This window comes from Moraxella cuniculi DSM 21768 (assembly GCF_900156515.1).
Classification (GTDB): Bacteria; Pseudomonadota; Gammaproteobacteria; order Pseudomonadales; family Moraxellaceae; genus Moraxella; species Moraxella cuniculi.
Genome location: NZ_FTNU01000013.1, coordinates 24,584 through 41,680, shown reverse-complemented (window position 1 = coordinate 41,680; position 17,097 = coordinate 24,584). Strand labels below are relative to the sequence as shown.

Annotated in this window: 16 protein-coding genes and 2 pseudogenes; 10 read left to right on the top strand and 8 right to left on the bottom strand. The window is 39.9% G+C overall.

The window, feature by feature from the left end; translation table 11 throughout:
• The first annotated feature begins 12 nt into the window (after positions 1–12).
• The 9 genes and pseudogenes from BW928_RS07990 to BW928_RS07950 form a co-directional block, all read left to right on the top strand.
• Positions 13–1,194 carry an Arm DNA-binding domain-containing protein gene (locus BW928_RS07990; protein ID WP_076555707.1) on the top strand — a complete coding sequence of 394 codons (1,182 nt, stop codon included), beginning with the start codon at positions 13–15 and terminating at the stop codon, positions 1,192–1,194.
• Positions 1,195–1,223: 29 nt separating this feature from the next.
• On the top strand, positions 1,224–1,523 hold the full coding sequence (locus BW928_RS07985; protein WP_076555706.1) for a hypothetical protein: 300 nt from the start codon (positions 1,224–1,226) through the stop codon (positions 1,521–1,523).
• Positions 1,524–1,748: 225 nt separating this feature from the next.
• Complete coding sequence (locus tag BW928_RS07980) at positions 1,749–2,303, top strand: hypothetical protein (RefSeq protein WP_076555705.1); 555 nt, start codon at positions 1,749–1,751, stop codon at positions 2,301–2,303.
• Positions 2,293–4,590: a hypothetical protein gene (locus tag BW928_RS07975; RefSeq protein ID WP_143821542.1), complete on the top strand. Its 2,298-nt coding sequence runs from the start codon at positions 2,293–2,295 to the stop codon at positions 4,588–4,590. Before BW928_RS07980 ends, BW928_RS07975 begins: the two co-directional genes overlap by 11 nt.
• Positions 4,580–6,766, top strand: a complete 2,187-nt coding sequence (locus BW928_RS07970) for a tyrosine-type recombinase/integrase (RefSeq protein WP_076555703.1) — start codon at positions 4,580–4,582, stop codon at positions 6,764–6,766. The genes BW928_RS07975 and BW928_RS07970 overlap by 11 nt, the downstream gene beginning before the upstream one ends.
• Positions 6,767–6,957: 191 nt before the next feature.
• Positions 6,958–7,626: a hypothetical protein gene (locus BW928_RS07965; protein ID WP_143821543.1), complete on the top strand. Its 669-nt coding sequence runs from the start codon at positions 6,958–6,960 to the stop codon at positions 7,624–7,626.
• A gap of 154 nt (positions 7,627–7,780) precedes the next feature.
• Positions 7,781–8,431, top strand: a complete 651-nt coding sequence (locus BW928_RS07960; RefSeq protein ID WP_076555730.1) for a LexA family protein — start codon at positions 7,781–7,783, stop codon at positions 8,429–8,431.
• A gap of 110 nt (positions 8,432–8,541) precedes the next feature.
• Positions 8,542–9,822 (top strand): Y-family DNA polymerase, encoded by a 1,281-nt coding sequence (locus BW928_RS07955; protein WP_076555701.1) that lies wholly within the window; start codon positions 8,542–8,544, stop codon positions 9,820–9,822.
• A pseudogene (locus BW928_RS07950) lies at positions 9,816–10,067 on the top strand (integrase core domain-containing protein); the annotation flags it as partial. The gene BW928_RS07955 and the pseudogene BW928_RS07950, both read left to right, overlap by 7 nt.
• 28 nt (positions 10,068–10,095) lie before the next feature.
• Here the strand turns inward: BW928_RS07950 and BW928_RS07945 are convergent.
• From BW928_RS07945 to BW928_RS07925, 5 genes are read right to left on the bottom strand one after another with little or no spacing between them, the layout of a single operon-like run.
• Complete coding sequence (locus BW928_RS07945; protein WP_076555700.1) at positions 10,096–10,875, bottom strand: hypothetical protein; 780 nt, start codon at positions 10,873–10,875, stop codon at positions 10,096–10,098.
• A gap of 19 nt (positions 10,876–10,894) precedes the next feature.
• A complete protein-coding gene (locus BW928_RS07940; RefSeq protein WP_076555699.1) occupies positions 10,895–11,290 on the bottom strand; it encodes a hypothetical protein in 396 nt (131 codons plus the stop codon).
• A complete protein-coding gene (locus BW928_RS07935; protein ID WP_143821544.1) occupies positions 11,271–12,098 on the bottom strand; it encodes a DUF3289 family protein in 828 nt (275 codons plus the stop codon). Before BW928_RS07935 ends, BW928_RS07940 begins: the two co-directional genes overlap by 20 nt.
• A 15-nt stretch (positions 12,099–12,113) precedes the next feature.
• Positions 12,114–12,515 (bottom strand): hypothetical protein, encoded by a 402-nt coding sequence (locus BW928_RS07930; RefSeq protein WP_076555697.1) that lies wholly within the window; start codon positions 12,513–12,515, stop codon positions 12,114–12,116.
• A 15-nt stretch (positions 12,516–12,530) separates the two neighbouring features.
• Positions 12,531–12,773, bottom strand: coding sequence for a hypothetical protein (locus BW928_RS07925; RefSeq protein WP_076555696.1), 243 nt, complete (start codon positions 12,771–12,773; stop codon positions 12,531–12,533).
• Between the two features lie 750 nt (positions 12,774–13,523).
• Here BW928_RS07925 and BW928_RS07920 point away from each other — a divergent pair.
• Positions 13,524–13,884, top strand: a pseudogene (locus tag BW928_RS07920) (hypothetical protein).
• Between the two features lie 542 nt (positions 13,885–14,426).
• Here BW928_RS07920 and pcaD read toward each other — a convergent pair.
• Genes pcaD through BW928_RS07905 form a run of 3 tightly spaced genes read right to left on the bottom strand, consistent with a single transcriptional unit; the run spans position 14,427 to position 17,096 of the window.
• Positions 14,427–15,206: a 3-oxoadipate enol-lactonase gene (gene pcaD, locus BW928_RS07915; RefSeq protein WP_076555695.1), complete on the bottom strand. Its 780-nt coding sequence runs from the start codon at positions 15,204–15,206 to the stop codon at positions 14,427–14,429.
• A 21-nt stretch (positions 15,207–15,227) separates the two neighbouring features.
• Positions 15,228–16,430: a 3-oxoadipyl-CoA thiolase gene (pcaF, locus tag BW928_RS07910; RefSeq protein ID WP_076555694.1), complete on the bottom strand. Its 1,203-nt coding sequence runs from the start codon at positions 16,428–16,430 to the stop codon at positions 15,228–15,230.
• 18 nt (positions 16,431–16,448) lie between these two features.
• On the bottom strand, positions 16,449–17,096 hold the full coding sequence (locus tag BW928_RS07905; RefSeq protein ID WP_076555693.1) for a 3-oxoacid CoA-transferase subunit B: 648 nt from the start codon (positions 17,094–17,096) through the stop codon (positions 16,449–16,451).
• Between the last annotated feature and the right edge of the window lies 1 nt (position 17,097).

Below are 17,097 nucleotides of genomic sequence, written 5' to 3'. Positions count from 1 at the left end.
AGGAGGCTGAATATGGCATCAATCAGAACCAGAAAAGGCAGTAGTTTGCTTTTTGTCGATTTTCAATATATGGGCAAACGCTGCCGAGAAACAACCAATCTGACTGACACACCGGCAAATCGTAAAAAGCTTGCTAAGGTGCTTGAGAAGATGGAAGCGGAGATTTTATTGGGTAGCTTTCGTTATGAGCAGTATTTCCCAAAGAGTGGTAAGGCTGCCTATTTTGATGCACTCAATAACCGACGATTAAGCCTACAAAGCGATACGCCGTTATTTAAAGAGTTTGCAGAGCTGTGGTTTGAAGAAAAGCAGATTGAATGGCGTAAAACTTATCAGGAGAAAATTATGATTATTCTAAACAAGTATTTATTGCCTAAGTTTGCAAATCGGGCTTTATTTATGATTGAAAAGTCGGATGTCTTGGCATTTCGTAGTTCCCTCGCCAAAGTGACCTACAATAATACCAAGAACACCCTGTCTGCAGCCAGAATCAATGCAATTATGACCACGTTGACTATGATACTAAAAGAAGCGTCAAAACGCTACAACTTTAACAATCCTTGTGAAGATATTAAGAAGTTAAAGACGTCAAAATCACAGATTGAGCCGTTTAGTATTAATGAAGTGTGGCGATTCATCCACGGTGTGCGCGCTGATTATAAAAACTACTATATCGTCCGATTCTTTACCGGTATGCGCACCAGTGAAATTGATGGATTGACATGGGAGCATGTGGATTTTGAAAGAAAAGAAATCCGTATCAGACAAGCATTGGTCAATGGCGTGATGAGTGAGCCTAAAACAGTAGAATCCAATCGTGAGATTATGATGTCGCCATTTGTTTTTGAAGCACTCAAAGCACAGTATCAGGTGAGCTATGGTAAATCCAAATTTGTCTTTTGTTCGCACACAGGAGAGCCGCTTGACTATCACAATGTCAATCGCCGTATTTGGCATCCAACCCTAAAAAACCTTGGGTTAAAGCCAAGAAGTGCTTATCAGACCAGACATACAGCTGCGACATTGTGGCTATCAGCAGGAGAAGCACCTGAATGGATTGCACGGCAAATGGGTCATGTCAATACCATGATGCTATTTAAGGTGTATAGCCGTTATGTACCGAACGCCACTCGCCGTGATGGCAGTGCTTTTGAGGCATTACTACTAAACAGCCAACTTGACCAAGCCAGCTAACTCAATGACTAATTTTAAGGAATGTATTTATGAACAATCTATTTGCAAGCACTCAACCAATGAACAATCAATCACTTAACTCAATGACAGCCATGCAACTAACCAGTAAGCTGACCAAGCAGCTGATTATCTCACTCAACATCCAAGAGGGGCATGGCCTGTGTTATTTTCTTGGTGTCAGCCCGTGCTATCAAAACTACTTGGCAATCTGGCGATGGGTGATGGGTCAAGTAGAAGCATTAAGCGCACAAACGCTTGATGACTACACCTTTGATCAGCTGTATTATGATCTGGAATCTTACTTTGTACATCAACTCCCAGCAGGATGAGTGATATACAAATGGGTTAGAATTAATATAGGTTTTAGAAAATTTACATACCGTCTGGAAATATTCAGGCGGTTTTGTTGTTTTATGACACGAATAGAAATAGTTAGCAAGATATCTTTGCAATATTACTAAAAAAATTTTTGAGTTGTCTATAAATGCTGTCGTACAATCAAAGTGATTTTATTGGTTGTTCAATCAAAATAATAAACACTATAAGGAATCACTATGAAAGTTGAAAATAAAAAATCTGTGCAAATACAAAGACATTGCATCCGCATCCATCCCAGCTGCATCCCTATCGCTGAACTGATAGGTCGGTACGGCACGACTATGCCTATGCCTATGCTAGATATTGACCCAGACCAACACCCGCCTGTTGTTGTCAAGCTTTCAGCTACCGAATATCGATTGGTTAAAAATTATCTGGCTTTTATTCGTCAAATAGATCAGCCAAGCATCAAGGTTCAGATTGATAAAACCAATGAGGCAATATCGGATGAGATGCTGATACGCACCATAGGTTTAGAATTATGCGACTTGTTTGTTAGGCAGCGCAAAATAGAGCCTGAAATTGAGCAAATGATTTTTGAGCAAAGCGAGCTGATTTTTGGTGAAAAGAAAATACATGAAGATATCTGCGCCTTAGGTGGTTGGAGCTACGATGATTTGAAGAATGCTCGAAGGCTGCGACGAGTAAAAACTGATCTACCAGCGTTTAGCTTGGCTGATTATCTATACAGTAGCGGCCTGCCTACCAAGGGGGTTTACAATGAGTTTTGATCGCTACTTTGCACTCAATGATAAAAATACTGATCTAAACTCACCAACTCAAGATGATCTGAGATACCTGCGAAATTGTCTATGCACCCTTGCATCTTGTGTACCACGCATCGCAAATCATATTCACATCCCTACACCTGAGCCATGTATTGTTAGTAAAGATAAGCTTCATCAGATATTTCATAAATATAAAGGAAGAATGACTCGGGATAAATACCATGAGCTACAGTCTGCTTTAGCCAGTTTATACCATGTCAGTAGTGAGTTTGATGCCAATCACCCTGATGAACAGTGGCAATTAATTGGTAAGCTGTGCCAATGTCTGTGTTATTTTATCGCTCAAAATGATCGCATCCGCATCAAAAACACCAGTCAGTTTCTGCGGGTTCGCAGCAATCCAAGATCGAAGTATTATAGCGTGTGGACGGCAAGTATTGATCTATTAAAAGCTGATTCGCTAAAGCTTATGTTAGATCGTATGCAGAATTTTGAGCAAAACGAAGTACATCGCTATGACCCATCAGAGCAAGTGATGTACCATGACTTGCTTCTCATTCTTCAGTCTTGCTACGAACAAAAGTTCACTACGGGGCGCAATCGGAACACCAAAGAGCGTGGGAGAGATAAACGCCCTCGCAGGAGCATTCAAAACGAAGTACTCCCCTGTGATTATGACGCTGATATCGATACAGTTAGGATCACCGAGATACTAAGGTGGCAACGTGGCAGTAATCGTGAAAGATTTGAGAAAGTAGCATCGGATGAGCGGCCAATCAATAGGGCCATCTACGTTGATCAAACCCAGCTGAGTACGTTAGAAAAAAACAGCTCATCACTGGCGGTCAAACGCATTAAAGCGGCTTGGCATCATGCCAATCTAAACGAGCTGATGACTGATACCAATCTGCGAGTGCTGCCGATTGAATTTGCTGATAAGGTGTGCAATCAGTTGCTCAGGGTTTTTCAGACAGGTGGGTACTATCAAGATGCGGCCGCATGGCTGCTGCTTGTTATTTGTACAGGTCGCTTATTTGCAGAGCTGATCGCAGATTTAACCACTCATAAGAAAACACACGGGTTCATTGATCGAAAATCACCAAGATTTAATGCTATAGTCACAGTCAGTCCACAGAAATCCAATGCACTCACTCAAAAATTCGATATGCTTCAAAACAGCGGTAATACACTCTCATTACCCTTGCCAGAGGACATTTATCAGCATATCATCAGCCAATACAAACACATCAATAAAGATGATATGCAAGCACAAATTAGTGAGTTGATTGATGTGCTGAAGATAGAATGCGATTTACCAATAATAACCGAAAATCGCCTCAAAAACTTGTTGAACAAAGCTTTGATTAATCAAACCACTGGTTTATTACAGGCATCTGTCATCACAGGACGCAATAATAAAAAGATGGCAAGCTCTTTTTATTGTAGCCTGCCTAAACAGCAGATATTAGACAACTATTTAAGTGCCATCAAGCAAATTTCACCAGCATTACATCAATTGCTATCCATACAGACGCTTGATGCTGATGAGATACATCAAAGTATCGGTAGCTATCATGCAATCACACCACAAGCTGCAAGCAAGATCATGCAGGCACTTCGGGAAAATGCCATGCAGCTCAAACAGCATTATGACAACGATCATAGCATAACCAACTTCATCGCATATTTTAATGCCTATACAGCTTGGCTATGGCAATTATCCTTGCTACTGACCAGTGTACGCCCCGTCATTGGCTCACCAGGTGCTTTATCGCAATTTAATTTTGATGTCGGTTTATTGCGTGTTAGTGACAAAGAGCAGCGTAGTCTTGGTAATGCCAGAATGGTGCCGCTGTGTCCATTTTTAATCACGCAAATCAAGCAATATGTCGCGTTTTTACGCCATGTCAAACAAAGTATTGGACTTCGCTCATCCGAGCTTAACGATGCCATAGAGCAAATTTTAACAGGCGATCAAGCATTGTTCAATATCATTGATGATCATTTAGAGCTAAAAGAAATCAGCCCATCAGCCATGCAGTCTATTGGCATCAAAGATTGGACGATGCCGGATAACTGGGCAAGGCACTTTGTGCGATCTTATCTATCAAGTCAGCTACAGGTACCAGAAACACTTATGCTTGCCATCTACGGTCATGAACTTGATGGGCCGGAGCTACTGCGCCCGTCAAGCTCACTGGGATTGGGTCTGATGTCACAAGCCGCAAAGGCGTTTGAGACAATGGCAAAACAACTTCAACTACAAGGGATGGTGGCGTATGGCAACTAAAACTCGCATCACAAATTTGCGATCGATTGTGCATGAAGCTTGCAGGATTCATCATGAGCGGCTTATCAGCCAATCTGACGGACACCCAACTGAGGATGCGTATAACACACTCTATCAATTCATTCAGCAGAATATCAAAACACATCATCCAAATAGCGACTCTATTTTGGTGGATCGGCACATAGCTCAGTATTTCAATCTCCTTAAAAAGTTGTCTAACTCACCCATACCTATAACGCAATCACAAGTTGGGCTTGGGCGAGGCAAAAATACAATTGAATCAAAGGATACTATGACATGGCTTAATGAGGTCTACCAAGTAACAGCTCGACTGCTATCCACTTATCAAGAGAGCTTGAGTCAGATGAATTTGGCACAAGTATTTGCTGCATTATATGCAAATCTTTGGATTTATACTGGTGTACAAGATAAGCGGATTAGGCAGCAAATCTATCAGTATATCATTGAGAAAAAGTCGCTACTTAGGCTGGGCAATGCACTGATACTGACTGTAGATATCCCTAGTAAAAGCTATGGATATCATCCCATGTCCAGCTCGTCTATGCTGATCGATGTGGCAGATGATGCCGACGCTTTGTTATTTGTCACTCACCATATCATCATTGACGATGTCAGCTTGCTGTGGATCGCTTATATCAACCGCCATCCACAAAGCAAAATGCCGACATTTGAGCAAACCCAGCAGGCGTTCGATCAACTGATGCAGACCTGCCTGCAAGTCAAGAAACCACAGCCCCATCACTTTAGTGCAATACAAAAGGGTTTGTATCTTGCCAGACAAACCTTTAAAAATTCACAGCTGAATATGCAAATGTCTGCCATTGTCGGCAATCAGCAAAAGCACACGAGCATCAGTAGCGATCAGTGGAAAAACTATCACTCACCAAGCTTTAAACCGTTGTCAGTGACGCTATCCGATGAGCTGTTTACCGCCACTATGACCATCAAAAAAGGTAGTGCAGAGCCAACCGATAAACCAGCTGTATATAAATTCGACCTAGTGCGTGAAATCAGAAATATCCTAAAGCAAAGCAAAACCACAGCCATCGAATCGCTTAAGGTGCTTGCCAGTCAGACACAAATAACTGCCCAGTTGGGTCTGATTTACTGGATAAGTGATCTATTTGGCGACACAAAATCTGCAAATACCAAACACTATAAACCTGCAAGTATCAAACGCTATTTAAGCGAGGTGGGCGATTGGTTTTTACATTTTGTGCAAGATCAAGACATAACCACTTGGGATGGCGATGATTTTATCAATTTATATGAAAACATTATTTATCAATCCAATAAGAAGAAGATAGGTTATACAGCAACTGTGCTTAGATCCTTACATCAATCTTTGCAAAGGCATTTTATGGGCATTCCCAGTGTTGCAATTGCAAGTAAAAGCGATGGCATGGTGGTTGAGCCTGTCCTTGTCGCACCTATTATGTATCAGCATATCCGCAATCTGATACACTCATCAACACTCAGTGAGCATAATCAACAGATATTGCACATTATCTTTATTCTTTTGTATCGCACAGGCATGCGGATCAATGAGCTTTTGGGGCTTAAACTTAAGGATTTTGAGTATGATTACAAGCAAGAGCAAGCAGTCATCCTAAATATTTTGGTTCGTCCCAATGGTTATCGTGGTATCAAATCTGACGATGGTCGTCGCAGGTTTTGCCTGCAAGTATTACTCAAACCATCCGAGCTACAACTGGTGCATGAGTGGTATTTGTTACGCAAACAAAGAACTGAGACTTACTTTTTGACGCTAGAGCACAAATCTGGTGCGCTTGAATATCATGAAATCCAAAAGCCAATCTCGGTGATATTGGATACTTTGCCTTATAAGGTGACCCCGCATGGCTTTCGCCATAATGCCATCAGTGTGATGGCGATGATTTTGGGTGGTGCGGATGTACTCCTACCATATTTTAGTGATTATAGCAGTGATGAGATATTGGCGATTAAGCGCAAGTTTTTGGGTGAATATCATCAAATATCGACAACGGCATGGAGTGTCTTGGCAGAATTTGCCGGCCATTCATCGCCCGAAACGACATTTTCTAGCTACATTCATGTGGTTGATTTGATTGCGTATAGTCAAATGGCTCATGCAACAATAGAAATGCCTGCACCTTTAGTGGAGAGGCATTGACAGGACTTCGTCGCCAAAGTTTTAGCGACAATGGACGTCGTGCCTATGATAAAGTTAGCGGCATGGTGAATCTAAATGATATTCGCACATTGATAATCAGGCAATTGGGTGCCAATTTTTATCACATCCCTGCTCGTGTTAAACCGCCCGCCATCAAAATCGCATCACACAATACACCCAGCAAAAAACAGATGCCTGATATCTTAAAGATTGATGTCTATGCAGCTGTGATGAAGTTTTTGGAGAGACTGCAAGACAATTGCTCATTTGAGGATGCCAAATCTGAAGGATTAGATTCGATCAAAGCAGAGAAGATTAAGAACTATATTGACACGCAGCGCGGGCAATTAACACCCTATTTTGGGGATAAAGGCAAAAAGAATCCAAATCAATATCTGCCGATCATACCCAAAACTAAACAGGAAATCACTTTTCTGCACAATTTACTTAAAAAATTGGGTGAATTATATCAGACAGATCGCAAAGCATTTGATGATTTTGTGGTGATTTTACGCGGTGCAAGCTTTGTAAGCGGTCAGATGCGAATGCCTTTTAAGGATCGCTCGCAAGTTTATCGATTTGCACAAATCGCTGTCAAGCTACTCGACAAAAAGTATTGGCAGATTGAAGTTGCTGCCAGGTCTGATGTTAAAAAGTCTATCAATCTCAACCAAGAATTGGCTCAATTAAAGCAAGAAACCACAATCATTGCCAAAAAATCAACTCGTGCAAATAGCTCTTATACAGGATTTTTGATATCAAATACCTATATCGTCGATAAGAAGAAGCATAATGGCGTTGCCATATTGCAACATATATGCTTTTTATTGGTGGTGGGGATTGATGCTTTCACAGTTTAGATTGTTAGCCAAGCATAGCCAATGATGTGTCTGCGTGCAGATACAGCATGACATCAAATAATCAGATCTTGTTTTGGTATTAATCACAATGCCACACCTTGACCCCATCCACCTTTTCATATATGATAACCGAAACCTTTTTCAAGACATCACCATGACCCAATCAGATGACACCCAACCCGAATCTCGTCCCAAATCCACCCATGGCGGTCGCCGTGCAGGCAGTGGTCGTAAGCCATCGCCATTTGGTAGTCCTGTGGCAAAGAAGATTCCCAGAAACTTATTGCCGATGGTGGAGTCTTTAATTCAAAAGAATAAAGCAGGTAAATTGGGTGCGGTATTGACTACAGGGTCTGTACCATTGGATGCACTAGTCGTACATCCTAATCCAACTAAGCTTGACTTACCCATCGCCACGGAGAAAATCCCCGCAGGCTTTGCATCGCCTGCTGAGGGTTATATCGAAGATTATTTGGATTTTAATGAGTATTTGGTACGCAATCCTTCGTCCACCATCATTGCTCGCTGTGGTGGCTATTCGATGCTGGATGCTGGGATTGATAAAGATGATTTATTGGTCATTGATCGTGCCATCACCCCAAGCCATCGAGATATTGTCATGGCGGATTTGGGTTCTCAATACACCATCAAGCGATTGCATATCTTAGATGATGGATGTGTCGAACTACATTCTGAAAACAGCCGTGGCGATGAGCGTTATCCTAATTACACCTTTAGTGATGGCGATGAACTTGCCATTGTCGGTGTAGTGATGCATGTGATTAAGGATGTGCGTAAGCGATAAGCTATCAATATCACTTAACTTGTTCATATTGAAAAGAGTTACCAATTTCAAATTGCTATTTGTCAAACTTTACAGTATCATATCGGTAACTTTTTTCAAGATGATACTTCATGTACGCACTGATTGATGGCAATAGCTTTTATTGCTCTTGTGAGCGGATTTTTAACCCTAAGCTTAAAAACAAAGCTGTGGTTGTTCTATCAAACAATGATGGCTGTGTGGTGGCTCGCACGGCTGAAGCCAAAGCACTTGGCATTAAAATGGGTGTGCCGTATTTTCAGATCAAAGACTTGGTTAATCGTGGAGCGGTCATCGCCTTTTCAAGTAATTATGAGCTATACGGTGATATCTCTGCTCGGATGATGAACACCATTACAAGCCTTGTCCCTGCTATTGAGATTTATTCGATTGATGAATGCTTTGCGGATTTAACAGGGATTAATCAGCATCAACTATCTGATTTAGGCAAATCCATCAAAGACAGAGTCTGGCAATGGGTTGGTATCCCTACTTGTGTCGGCATTGCACCAACTAAGACACTCGCTAAATTCTGCAATCACCTTGCCAAAAGCTATCCACAGCACTTTGGCGGTGTGGTGGTTTGGGATGATTGGTCAAAAGACATTCAAGACAGAGCCTTGGCAAGTCAAGCGGTGGATGAAATATGGGGTATTGGCAGTCAAACAGCACTACAGCTTAAGCAGCTGGGCATCACCACCGCCAAAGACTTCGTCGATGCTGACGGACATCTTATTAAGCATCATTTTAGCGTCACCGCCCAAAGAACTTGGCAAGAGATGAATGGCAAACCCTGTGCAGAACTTGAGATTGAAGAGCCAAAGAAACACATCATTAGAAGCAGAAGCTTTGCTAAGGCAATTAGTGAGATTGAGCCATTGCAATCAGCCATCGCTTATCATATCGCTAGCGGTGTCCAAAAGCTCAGAGAACAAAACACCCTAGCTCATACACTGACAGTCATTATCCGAACCAATCCATTTGGCAATCATCAGCAGTACTATGGTAAAAAGACCATTACCCTTACCAAAGGCAGTAATGACACCCGAGTGTTAAACCAACATGCCCAAAAACTGCTTAAAATCCTATACAAACAAGGCTGTCATTACAAAAAGTGTGGCATTGAACTTGGCGGGATTGAATCCATCCATCGTGTGCAGTATGATTTATTTGCAAAACAAGATGAATTTGAGCATTTAGAAAATCAACATCTGATGCAAACACTGGATGCCATCAATAAGCAATTTGGCAAAGGCAAGCTGATTTTAGGTTCGCAAAAACTGTCTGATGACTGGCAGATGAATCGGGGCTTTATGAGTCAAAGGTTTACCACGCGTTGGGATGAGTTGCTGCTGTTGCTAGATGCAAGATGACACACAGTATGAGTAGAAAAGGCAACTGCTGGGATAATGCACCAACAGAGCATTTCTTTCGAAGTTTTAAAACCGAATGGATGCCAAAACATGGCTATGAGAATATCCAAGAAGCAAAAGTAGATGTGGTAAATTATATCCTTGGCTATGACAGTCAAATCAGACCTCATAGCTTTAATAACCACCTAAGCCCTGTTGAAAAAGAACGACAGTTTTTTAACAAAACCCTCTTAGGGGTTGTTTGAAAATAGTTGACCGGTACAACTCCAATAATCACTCAACTTGATAAAATATTTTTTTAGCATGCTCTTTGATAAGCATTTCCTTTTGCTCTTCTGTTAAGTGAGGGAGTCGCCTAATATCTGATTCTAAAAGCTTGCCTTCTTGTAACAATTCTTCAAATGTATACAATCTGGCAATGTCATTAATATCACTTTCTTTTAACCCATTAAATAAATACAAGTCAGGCTTAGTAGAATATAATGGCAAAGATTTAACATGATTTTTTTGCAAATATTGGATATTATTTACTCCTTTATCATATCCAGTACGCCATTTAATATCAATTTTATCTCTAGAAAATATATATTTATAATTTACATTAATATCTGTGGATGCATAGGTATTATCTCCAGAAAAATTATAGTACAAATTACAGGTTGGCATCAATGCTTCTATATTATAATAAACAATACCCTCTTCTTGAATTTTTGGAACAAGCACCTTTCCATTGTCCACAACAGTGATCTGCTTGTAGTAATCATACCAGCGAGATGGGCTGTAACTTGTTAGCAAGTTTACATTTACTCTCAGGTCTTTGAGACACTCGTCCTCATCAATTTCAAATTCTAAGGTAAAAATGTTAGTGTGTTCGCCAAACATATTAGAACACCCGGTAAGAAAAATAAACAAAATTATATAAAAGTATTTCATTATGAGGAATATGCCTTGGTCGTTGATGAGTAGTTCTGACCCTGCAGCTTTGACTCTAAACTCTTTGGGGCTTGTGAGTTGGATGGTATGTTCATTAGGGGCAAAGTCTAATTTTATCATGAAAAATATCTATTAGACCTTAAATTTCATCATGACATATAAAACAAACATACTCTGTAGTGGACATTTCACATATCCGATAGCCGCCAATAATGGCATCATATTCTTTGTTTAGGTATTTATTTTTGGTGGTGATATTTTCAGAATATTTTAAAAAGGTATAATTTTCATCATCATTACCCGAATCTATTTTGATATGAGTTTTTGCCCAGTTTTCTAGATATGAACAACTTGGTTTGTTAAAGTAATTAGACTTTATAATAAAGGTTTTGTGAGATTTTGAGCCAGGGAATATCTCTTCAAGGTATTGAGCTCTATAAATCTCAACTTCTTGATTGTGACTATACCAAACATATAAGCCAACAATTAAGATAATCAAAATAAGAACAAAAAATTTAAAGATTGATTTGTACATTTGGAATCCTTAATTTAAGAAGCAAGGGAATGCAGTCATGGTAATATTGCATTGCCCACCAACAATTAAATTCCCAACCAAATGAAGTAGATAGCACTTGTGCTCTTTTATCTCTTTTTGAAAAGTGTTGCCATGCCTCAGAAGAAGACGCCTCAAGCCCACCATATTTTTCCATATCTTGCATATCCAACCCATAAGTATCATACAAGATAAATGTTGTGTTGAGGCTTTTGGGATTGCCATTTTCATATACAATACCATCCACCCATACCTCAACATAAGATACCTGGTGAATAGTTATGCTCAAGCCTGTACTCCAGTAATTTGCATTCCAATCCCCGCCATCAAAATATAATCTATCAATTGGTTCATCAACCAGTATTTTGCCATTGCTGCCATTGACTTTGTTATTGTTTTTTCTAACACTGCCTTGTATAATTTTAGATACGTCAATCACATAATTTTTAAATTCCATTGAGTTTTTAATATTATTGATCAAAGTTTGGTTTGAATAAGTATGATCAAAAGAGTAATTCTTGTTTTTTGAAAAATCCTCAGCAAGTTTTTTAGCTGCATTTTGGCTATCACCCACAGAGCCCCATGCCATTAAGTTTTTTAATGAATCTAATAAATCTTCCTTGCTATTAGTATAGAGCTTACCCGACCTAGTTGAATATTTTGCTGGTAGTTTTGCACCTTTAGAATGCTTACTATCTTTGTCAAATAAGTAATTTTTAGATTTAGCAATCAAAAAAGGAAATTGCTTAATCTCTTGTGTCTTCTTCGTTCCTACATCTGTGCCATTCATCCCCTGAGTTACACCCTAATAAATAACAGTGGGACTTTCCCCCTCATAAAACCAATTATCACCAACAACTTTTACTTTCTTAAAATTACCCTTGGTATCCTTTTGGTATATCTGAAATTTAACAATACCACCCCTGTCGTTTGGGCTGTATTGGACTTTGGTTATATCAGTCTTAGATTCAAAAAGCACAACAGGATCTATTTCGATTGCCAAATAACCTTTTTTATCATGTTTCGAGTTTCTTTTAAACTGAACACCTCTTACAATGATTGGTTGGCTATTTTTTCTTATTGCACCAACAAAGTAAGCAAATTTCGTGGCAATGACAGTGCAACGAAAATTATCTGCTTTAAGAGGTGGTTTAATCATAATACGCAACTGTGCATAAATATTTTTCTTAGGGTTTGGGCTTAGCATATATCTACTCCTATTCTAATTTTCGCCATCTAGCACATGAATATAGTACTCTTTCTCCAAATTATCATGTAGAACTGAAGTTTTACCTTCTTCATCAAGTACGCCTGTTTTTACTATTTCGCCTTTGTCATTATATAAAATATAATTTTTACCCGAAAGAAGGTTATTATATTCATCTTTCATCACAAAGTGTAAATAATACTCACCAAACCTAGGCAACCTCGGTACCTCATACCTCACCCTCTCCCCTCCTTCCATCACCTTCTCATTACTCTTAACTTGAAAGGTGTTTGGGGTGGTGAGGAAGATGCCTTGGTCGTTGATTTTTAGCCTTAGTTTTGAATATCGGTTAATTCAACTTGATAATTGATTAAATTATTCTCGTCATACTTTTGAGGGTTTTTAAAAAAATTTACCTTAATCTGTTTATTTTTTACCCAAAATTTATTGGGCACTTCCTGTGTCAAATTATAAATAGTTGATGTACTTTTATCAAAAATGGCAAAATTTAAAACATCCCAACCCCTTCTTTATATACATAATATTCTGGAATAATCAAAACAATGCGTTCATTAAAATCGCCAAAATAAATTTCTTGAGCTTCCAAAGATGAGTAGATTGACAACTTAACAGTTTTATCAAATTGTAGGTTATTCAGAATAATTGGCACTTCAATAGTCGTTTCATCAGTTAATGATTTTTAAAAATCATTGTATTGTTCCTCAACTATTAAGGATATTTCATTAAATGAGATGGGGGTTTCCTGCTGTTTTGTAAACAAATGCATACTCATATTTTGGAACCTATAAAAAATTAAAGAAATAAAAATAATTGATACAATAACAGCGAAATAATAGAATTTTTTCATCGTTTTCTAAATACCATCATGTTGTCAGGAAGACCTCTTGGTGTATCTGCAGCGGTAGACAATACTCTACCCCCTCCCCGCCTCCAAAGAGCATATCCTTTTGGGCTGTACTAGAATAACTCTCATGTTATACTGGTCTTATGAAGATAACCCATTGTAAACTAAGTAAAAAAGTACAAAAAAGACTGCTTGAATTTTTTGTACTTGAAGTTACTGCTCGTTCGGCAGCTGATTTACTACAAATACACCCAAATTCAGCAGCTTTATTCTATCATAATAGAATACCACCTTAATCTTGAGGCTAAAGAATTGTTTGATGGCAAAATAGAGCTTGATGAAAGCTATTTTGGCGGTGTTCGCAAAGGCAAGCGTGTTTTAAGAAAGTACAATGGCATTGACAAGAAACACTTTCATCTTTTTATCAAAGAATGTGAGTTTCGTTTTAACTATGGAACACCATCTAACCAGCTTAAGATGCTGAGAAAATGGCGTGGGATTTAGGCTAATTTAGTACAGCCCCAAAAAAATATATTTTTACCTTGGATTGTCAAACCAACTGCAACAGATCCTTTGTTGCTTATAAGCATGGTATTGGTGATCCATTAGATCCTTTTGCTTGGAATATAATTGAACAGCAGCTAAAAGATAGGTTGGCAAAAAAGAACATTTCCCAACCAAGAATATGCTAGTCTGGCGTGAACTACACCCCAAAAGCTGACACTTCAAGACTATACACCCAAACACTACATCGAAATATCAGAATTAGAAGGGAACTTTGATTACTGGATGGAAGTTGTCGAAAAAGATGTGATTGCTATCATAAGAGATGGAGAACCTAAATTTTGTATGGTGCCTGAATTTATTTATGCTCAGATGACAGCGTACACATCTTTAGATAATTGAGATAGCCATCAAATTTATGACAATCCAAAAACCCAAGAAAACCCAGCATTATTACCACAATACAACATATGTAACTTTCAATATTTAAGATAAGGGACGACACCCAAACACCGACTCTTATCTTTGAAAATCAAAAAAGTTTAGCCACTCACAAAACCTTCAATTATTTTATTAAAATCATCGGGGCGCTCTATATTTGCGATATGCGACGCTTGAATGGTTGCAAGAATAGCTCCCGATACATTATCGACAATATATTGGGCATCACTAACAGTGGTAACTGGATCCAATTCTCCACCGATTGATAAAATAGGCAGCTTAATTTCTTTAAGTTCATCTCTCACATCAGCTATAGCTAAAGCTTGACAACAAGCCGAATAACCTTCGGCACTTTGATTGGACAAATTTTTAATCAATCGATCAACAGTATCTCCATTCCGAGCAACAAAACTCTCGCTAAACCAACGAGAAGGAGCTGAACTGGCAACACTTTCAAGCCCATGCTCAAGCACAAGCTTCGCCCTATCCTGCCAAGCGCTTTCTTGCCCAATTTTGGCAGCGGTATTACTAACAATAATTTTATCAAAGTGCCCAGGTTGATGAATGGCAAGCCACAACCCTGTCAATCCACCCATAGAAATGCCACAAAAGTTAGCTTTTTGGATGGATAATTCATTTAATAAAGCGATGACATCCCCACCCAAATCATTAATAGTATAACTTCCTTTTGGCACATCTGATTTTCCATGTCCACGAGTATCATAGGCAACAATAAAAAATTTATCTTGCAATGCATCAACTTGTGGCTGCCACATGGTATGGTCAGTGCCTAAAGAATTGGAAAAAATCAAGGCAGGGTTACTTTTATTCCCAAAGGTTTGATAAAAAATTTGCCCATCTTTGGTTTGACAATACGGCATAATAATCTCCTAATCAAATTATTAAACACGCTCAATAATCATTGCGATACCTTGCCCCACACCAATACACATACTACACAGTGCATATTTTCCATTGATGGCCTCAAGCTGATTTAAGGCTGTAGTAACAAGTCTTGCACCAGATGCCCCAAGAGGATGCCCCAAAGCAATCGCTCCGCCATTGGGATTGAGACGCGGGTCGTCATCATTAATCCCCAAGGCACGAGTACATGCGAGCGCTTGGGCGGCAAAGGCTTCATTTAATTCGATCACATCCATGTCATTGAGTGTTAAGCCAGTTTTTGCCAATAATTTTTTGATTGCTGGCACAGGGGCAAAACCCATGATGCTTGGCTCAATACCAGCTGTGGCACTGGCAATAATCTTGGCTCTAGGTGTCAGACCAAATTTTTGTACCGCAAAATCAGAGGCGATTAAAGCCGACCCCGCACCATCATTAATACCCGAGGCATTACCTGCTGTAACCGTACCATCTGCTTTGACAACAGGTTTTAGTTTTGCCAACGCATCAAGACTTGTTGCTCGTGGATGCTCATCTTTGTCCACGATAACAGGCTCACCTTTACGCTGTGGAAAGGTCACGGCAATGATTTCTTTATCAAAGAACCCCCGATCCTGGGCAAGCTTGGTCAAAGTTTGGCTGCGCAGTGCGAATTTATCTTGGTCGATGCGACTGATTTTAAATAATTCGGCAACATTTTCAGCCGTTTGTGGCATAGTGTCTACACCGTACATTTCTTCAAGTTTTGGGTTTATAAAACGCCAACCCATGGTGGTGTCTTCAATCTTCTGAGCGCGACCAAAGGCGGTCTCAGCTTTGCCCATCACAAATGGAGCACGACTCATACTCTCCACACCACCTGCGATAATAATATGTGCTTCGCCTGATTTGATGGCGCGATTAGCATAAGCAAGGGCATCCAAGGATGAACCGCACAAGCGGTTGATGGTGGTGGCTGGCACTTCTACAGGCAGACCTGCCAACAGACTTGCCATGCGCGCGACATTGCGATTGTCCTCACCTGCTTGGTTGGCACAGCCGAAAATCACATCATCAATTTGGGAAAAATCCACTTGGGGATTACGCTGCATCATTGCCTTTAAAACGATTGCCCCCAAATCATCAGCTCGCACACTGGCAAGCGACCCACCATACCGACCAAACGGTGTACGAATGGCATCAATAATATAAGCAGTTTCCATGACTATCTTCCTTAAAAGTTAAACAGTTGAATCAATTAAGACTGCCCCTGTTAGGCTTTGTAATTCATCAAAGCTTAAGCCGTCCACCATCTCAATGACCTTTAAGCCGTCAGCAGTTACATCAATGACACATAAATCGGTATAAATTCTGTCCACGCAGGCTTTACCAGTTACAGGATAGCTAAGCTCTTTGACAATTTTGGGAGTGCCTGTTTTGGTGGTATGCTCGGTGGTGACAAATACTTTTTTTGCACCAACTGCCAAATCCATCGCCCCACCAACCGCAGGTACGGCATCTTTGGCACCTGTGTGCCAGTTGGCAAGGTCGCCATTTTGCGCCACTTGAAATGCCCCAAGTACACAAATATCCAAATGTCCGCCTCGCATCATAGCAAAGCTATCCCCATGATGGAAAAACGCCCCCCCTGTGAGCATGGTCACATATTCTTTGCCTGCATTAATCAGCTCATCATCTTCCTCGCCTTTAGCGGGTGCTTCACCAAAGGCAAGTAAGCCATTTTCAGAATGCAAAAAGATTTCTTTGTCTTTGGGTAGAAAATTGGCGATTTTGGTGGGTAGTCCAATTCCCAAATTGACATAAGCGCCTTCTGGAATGTCTTTGGCGACGCGCTTGGCAATGTCATCTCTGCTTAGTTTTTGGTACATA

Coding starts and splice junctions, on each gene's coding strand:
- BW928_RS07990 (WP_076555707.1), top strand. CDS start 13: ATGGCATCAATCAGAACCAGAAAAGGCAGTAGTTTGCTTTTTGTCGAT.
- BW928_RS07985 (WP_076555706.1), top strand. CDS start 1,224: ATGAACAATCTATTTGCAAGCACTCAACCAATGAACAATCAATCACTT.
- BW928_RS07980 (WP_076555705.1), top strand. CDS start 1,749: ATGAAAGTTGAAAATAAAAAATCTGTGCAAATACAAAGACATTGCATC.
- BW928_RS07975 (WP_143821542.1), top strand. CDS start 2,293: ATGAGTTTTGATCGCTACTTTGCACTCAATGATAAAAATACTGATCTA.
- BW928_RS07970 (WP_076555703.1), top strand. CDS start 4,580: ATGGCAACTAAAACTCGCATCACAAATTTGCGATCGATTGTGCATGAA.
- BW928_RS07965 (WP_143821543.1), top strand. CDS start 6,958: ATGCCTGATATCTTAAAGATTGATGTCTATGCAGCTGTGATGAAGTTT.
- BW928_RS07960 (WP_076555730.1), top strand. CDS start 7,781: ATGACCCAATCAGATGACACCCAACCCGAATCTCGTCCCAAATCCACC.
- BW928_RS07955 (WP_076555701.1), top strand. CDS start 8,542: ATGTACGCACTGATTGATGGCAATAGCTTTTATTGCTCTTGTGAGCGG.
- BW928_RS07945 (WP_076555700.1), bottom strand. CDS start 10,875: ATGATAAAATTAGACTTTGCCCCTAATGAACATACCATCCAACTCACA.
- BW928_RS07940 (WP_076555699.1), bottom strand. CDS start 11,290: ATGTACAAATCAATCTTTAAATTTTTTGTTCTTATTTTGATTATCTTA.
- BW928_RS07935 (WP_143821544.1), bottom strand. CDS start 12,098: ATGAATGGCACAGATGTAGGAACGAAGAAGACACAAGAGATTAAGCAA.
- BW928_RS07930 (WP_076555697.1), bottom strand. CDS start 12,515: ATGCTAAGCCCAAACCCTAAGAAAAATATTTATGCACAGTTGCGTATT.
- BW928_RS07925 (WP_076555696.1), bottom strand. CDS start 12,773: ATGGAAGGAGGGGAGAGGGTGAGGTATGAGGTACCGAGGTTGCCTAGG.
- pcaD (WP_076555695.1), bottom strand. CDS start 15,206: ATGCCGTATTGTCAAACCAAAGATGGGCAAATTTTTTATCAAACCTTT.
- pcaF (WP_076555694.1), bottom strand. CDS start 16,430: ATGGAAACTGCTTATATTATTGATGCCATTCGTACACCGTTTGGTCGG.
- BW928_RS07905 (WP_076555693.1), bottom strand. CDS start 17,096: ATGTACCAAAAACTAAGCAGAGATGACATTGCCAAGCGCGTCGCCAAA.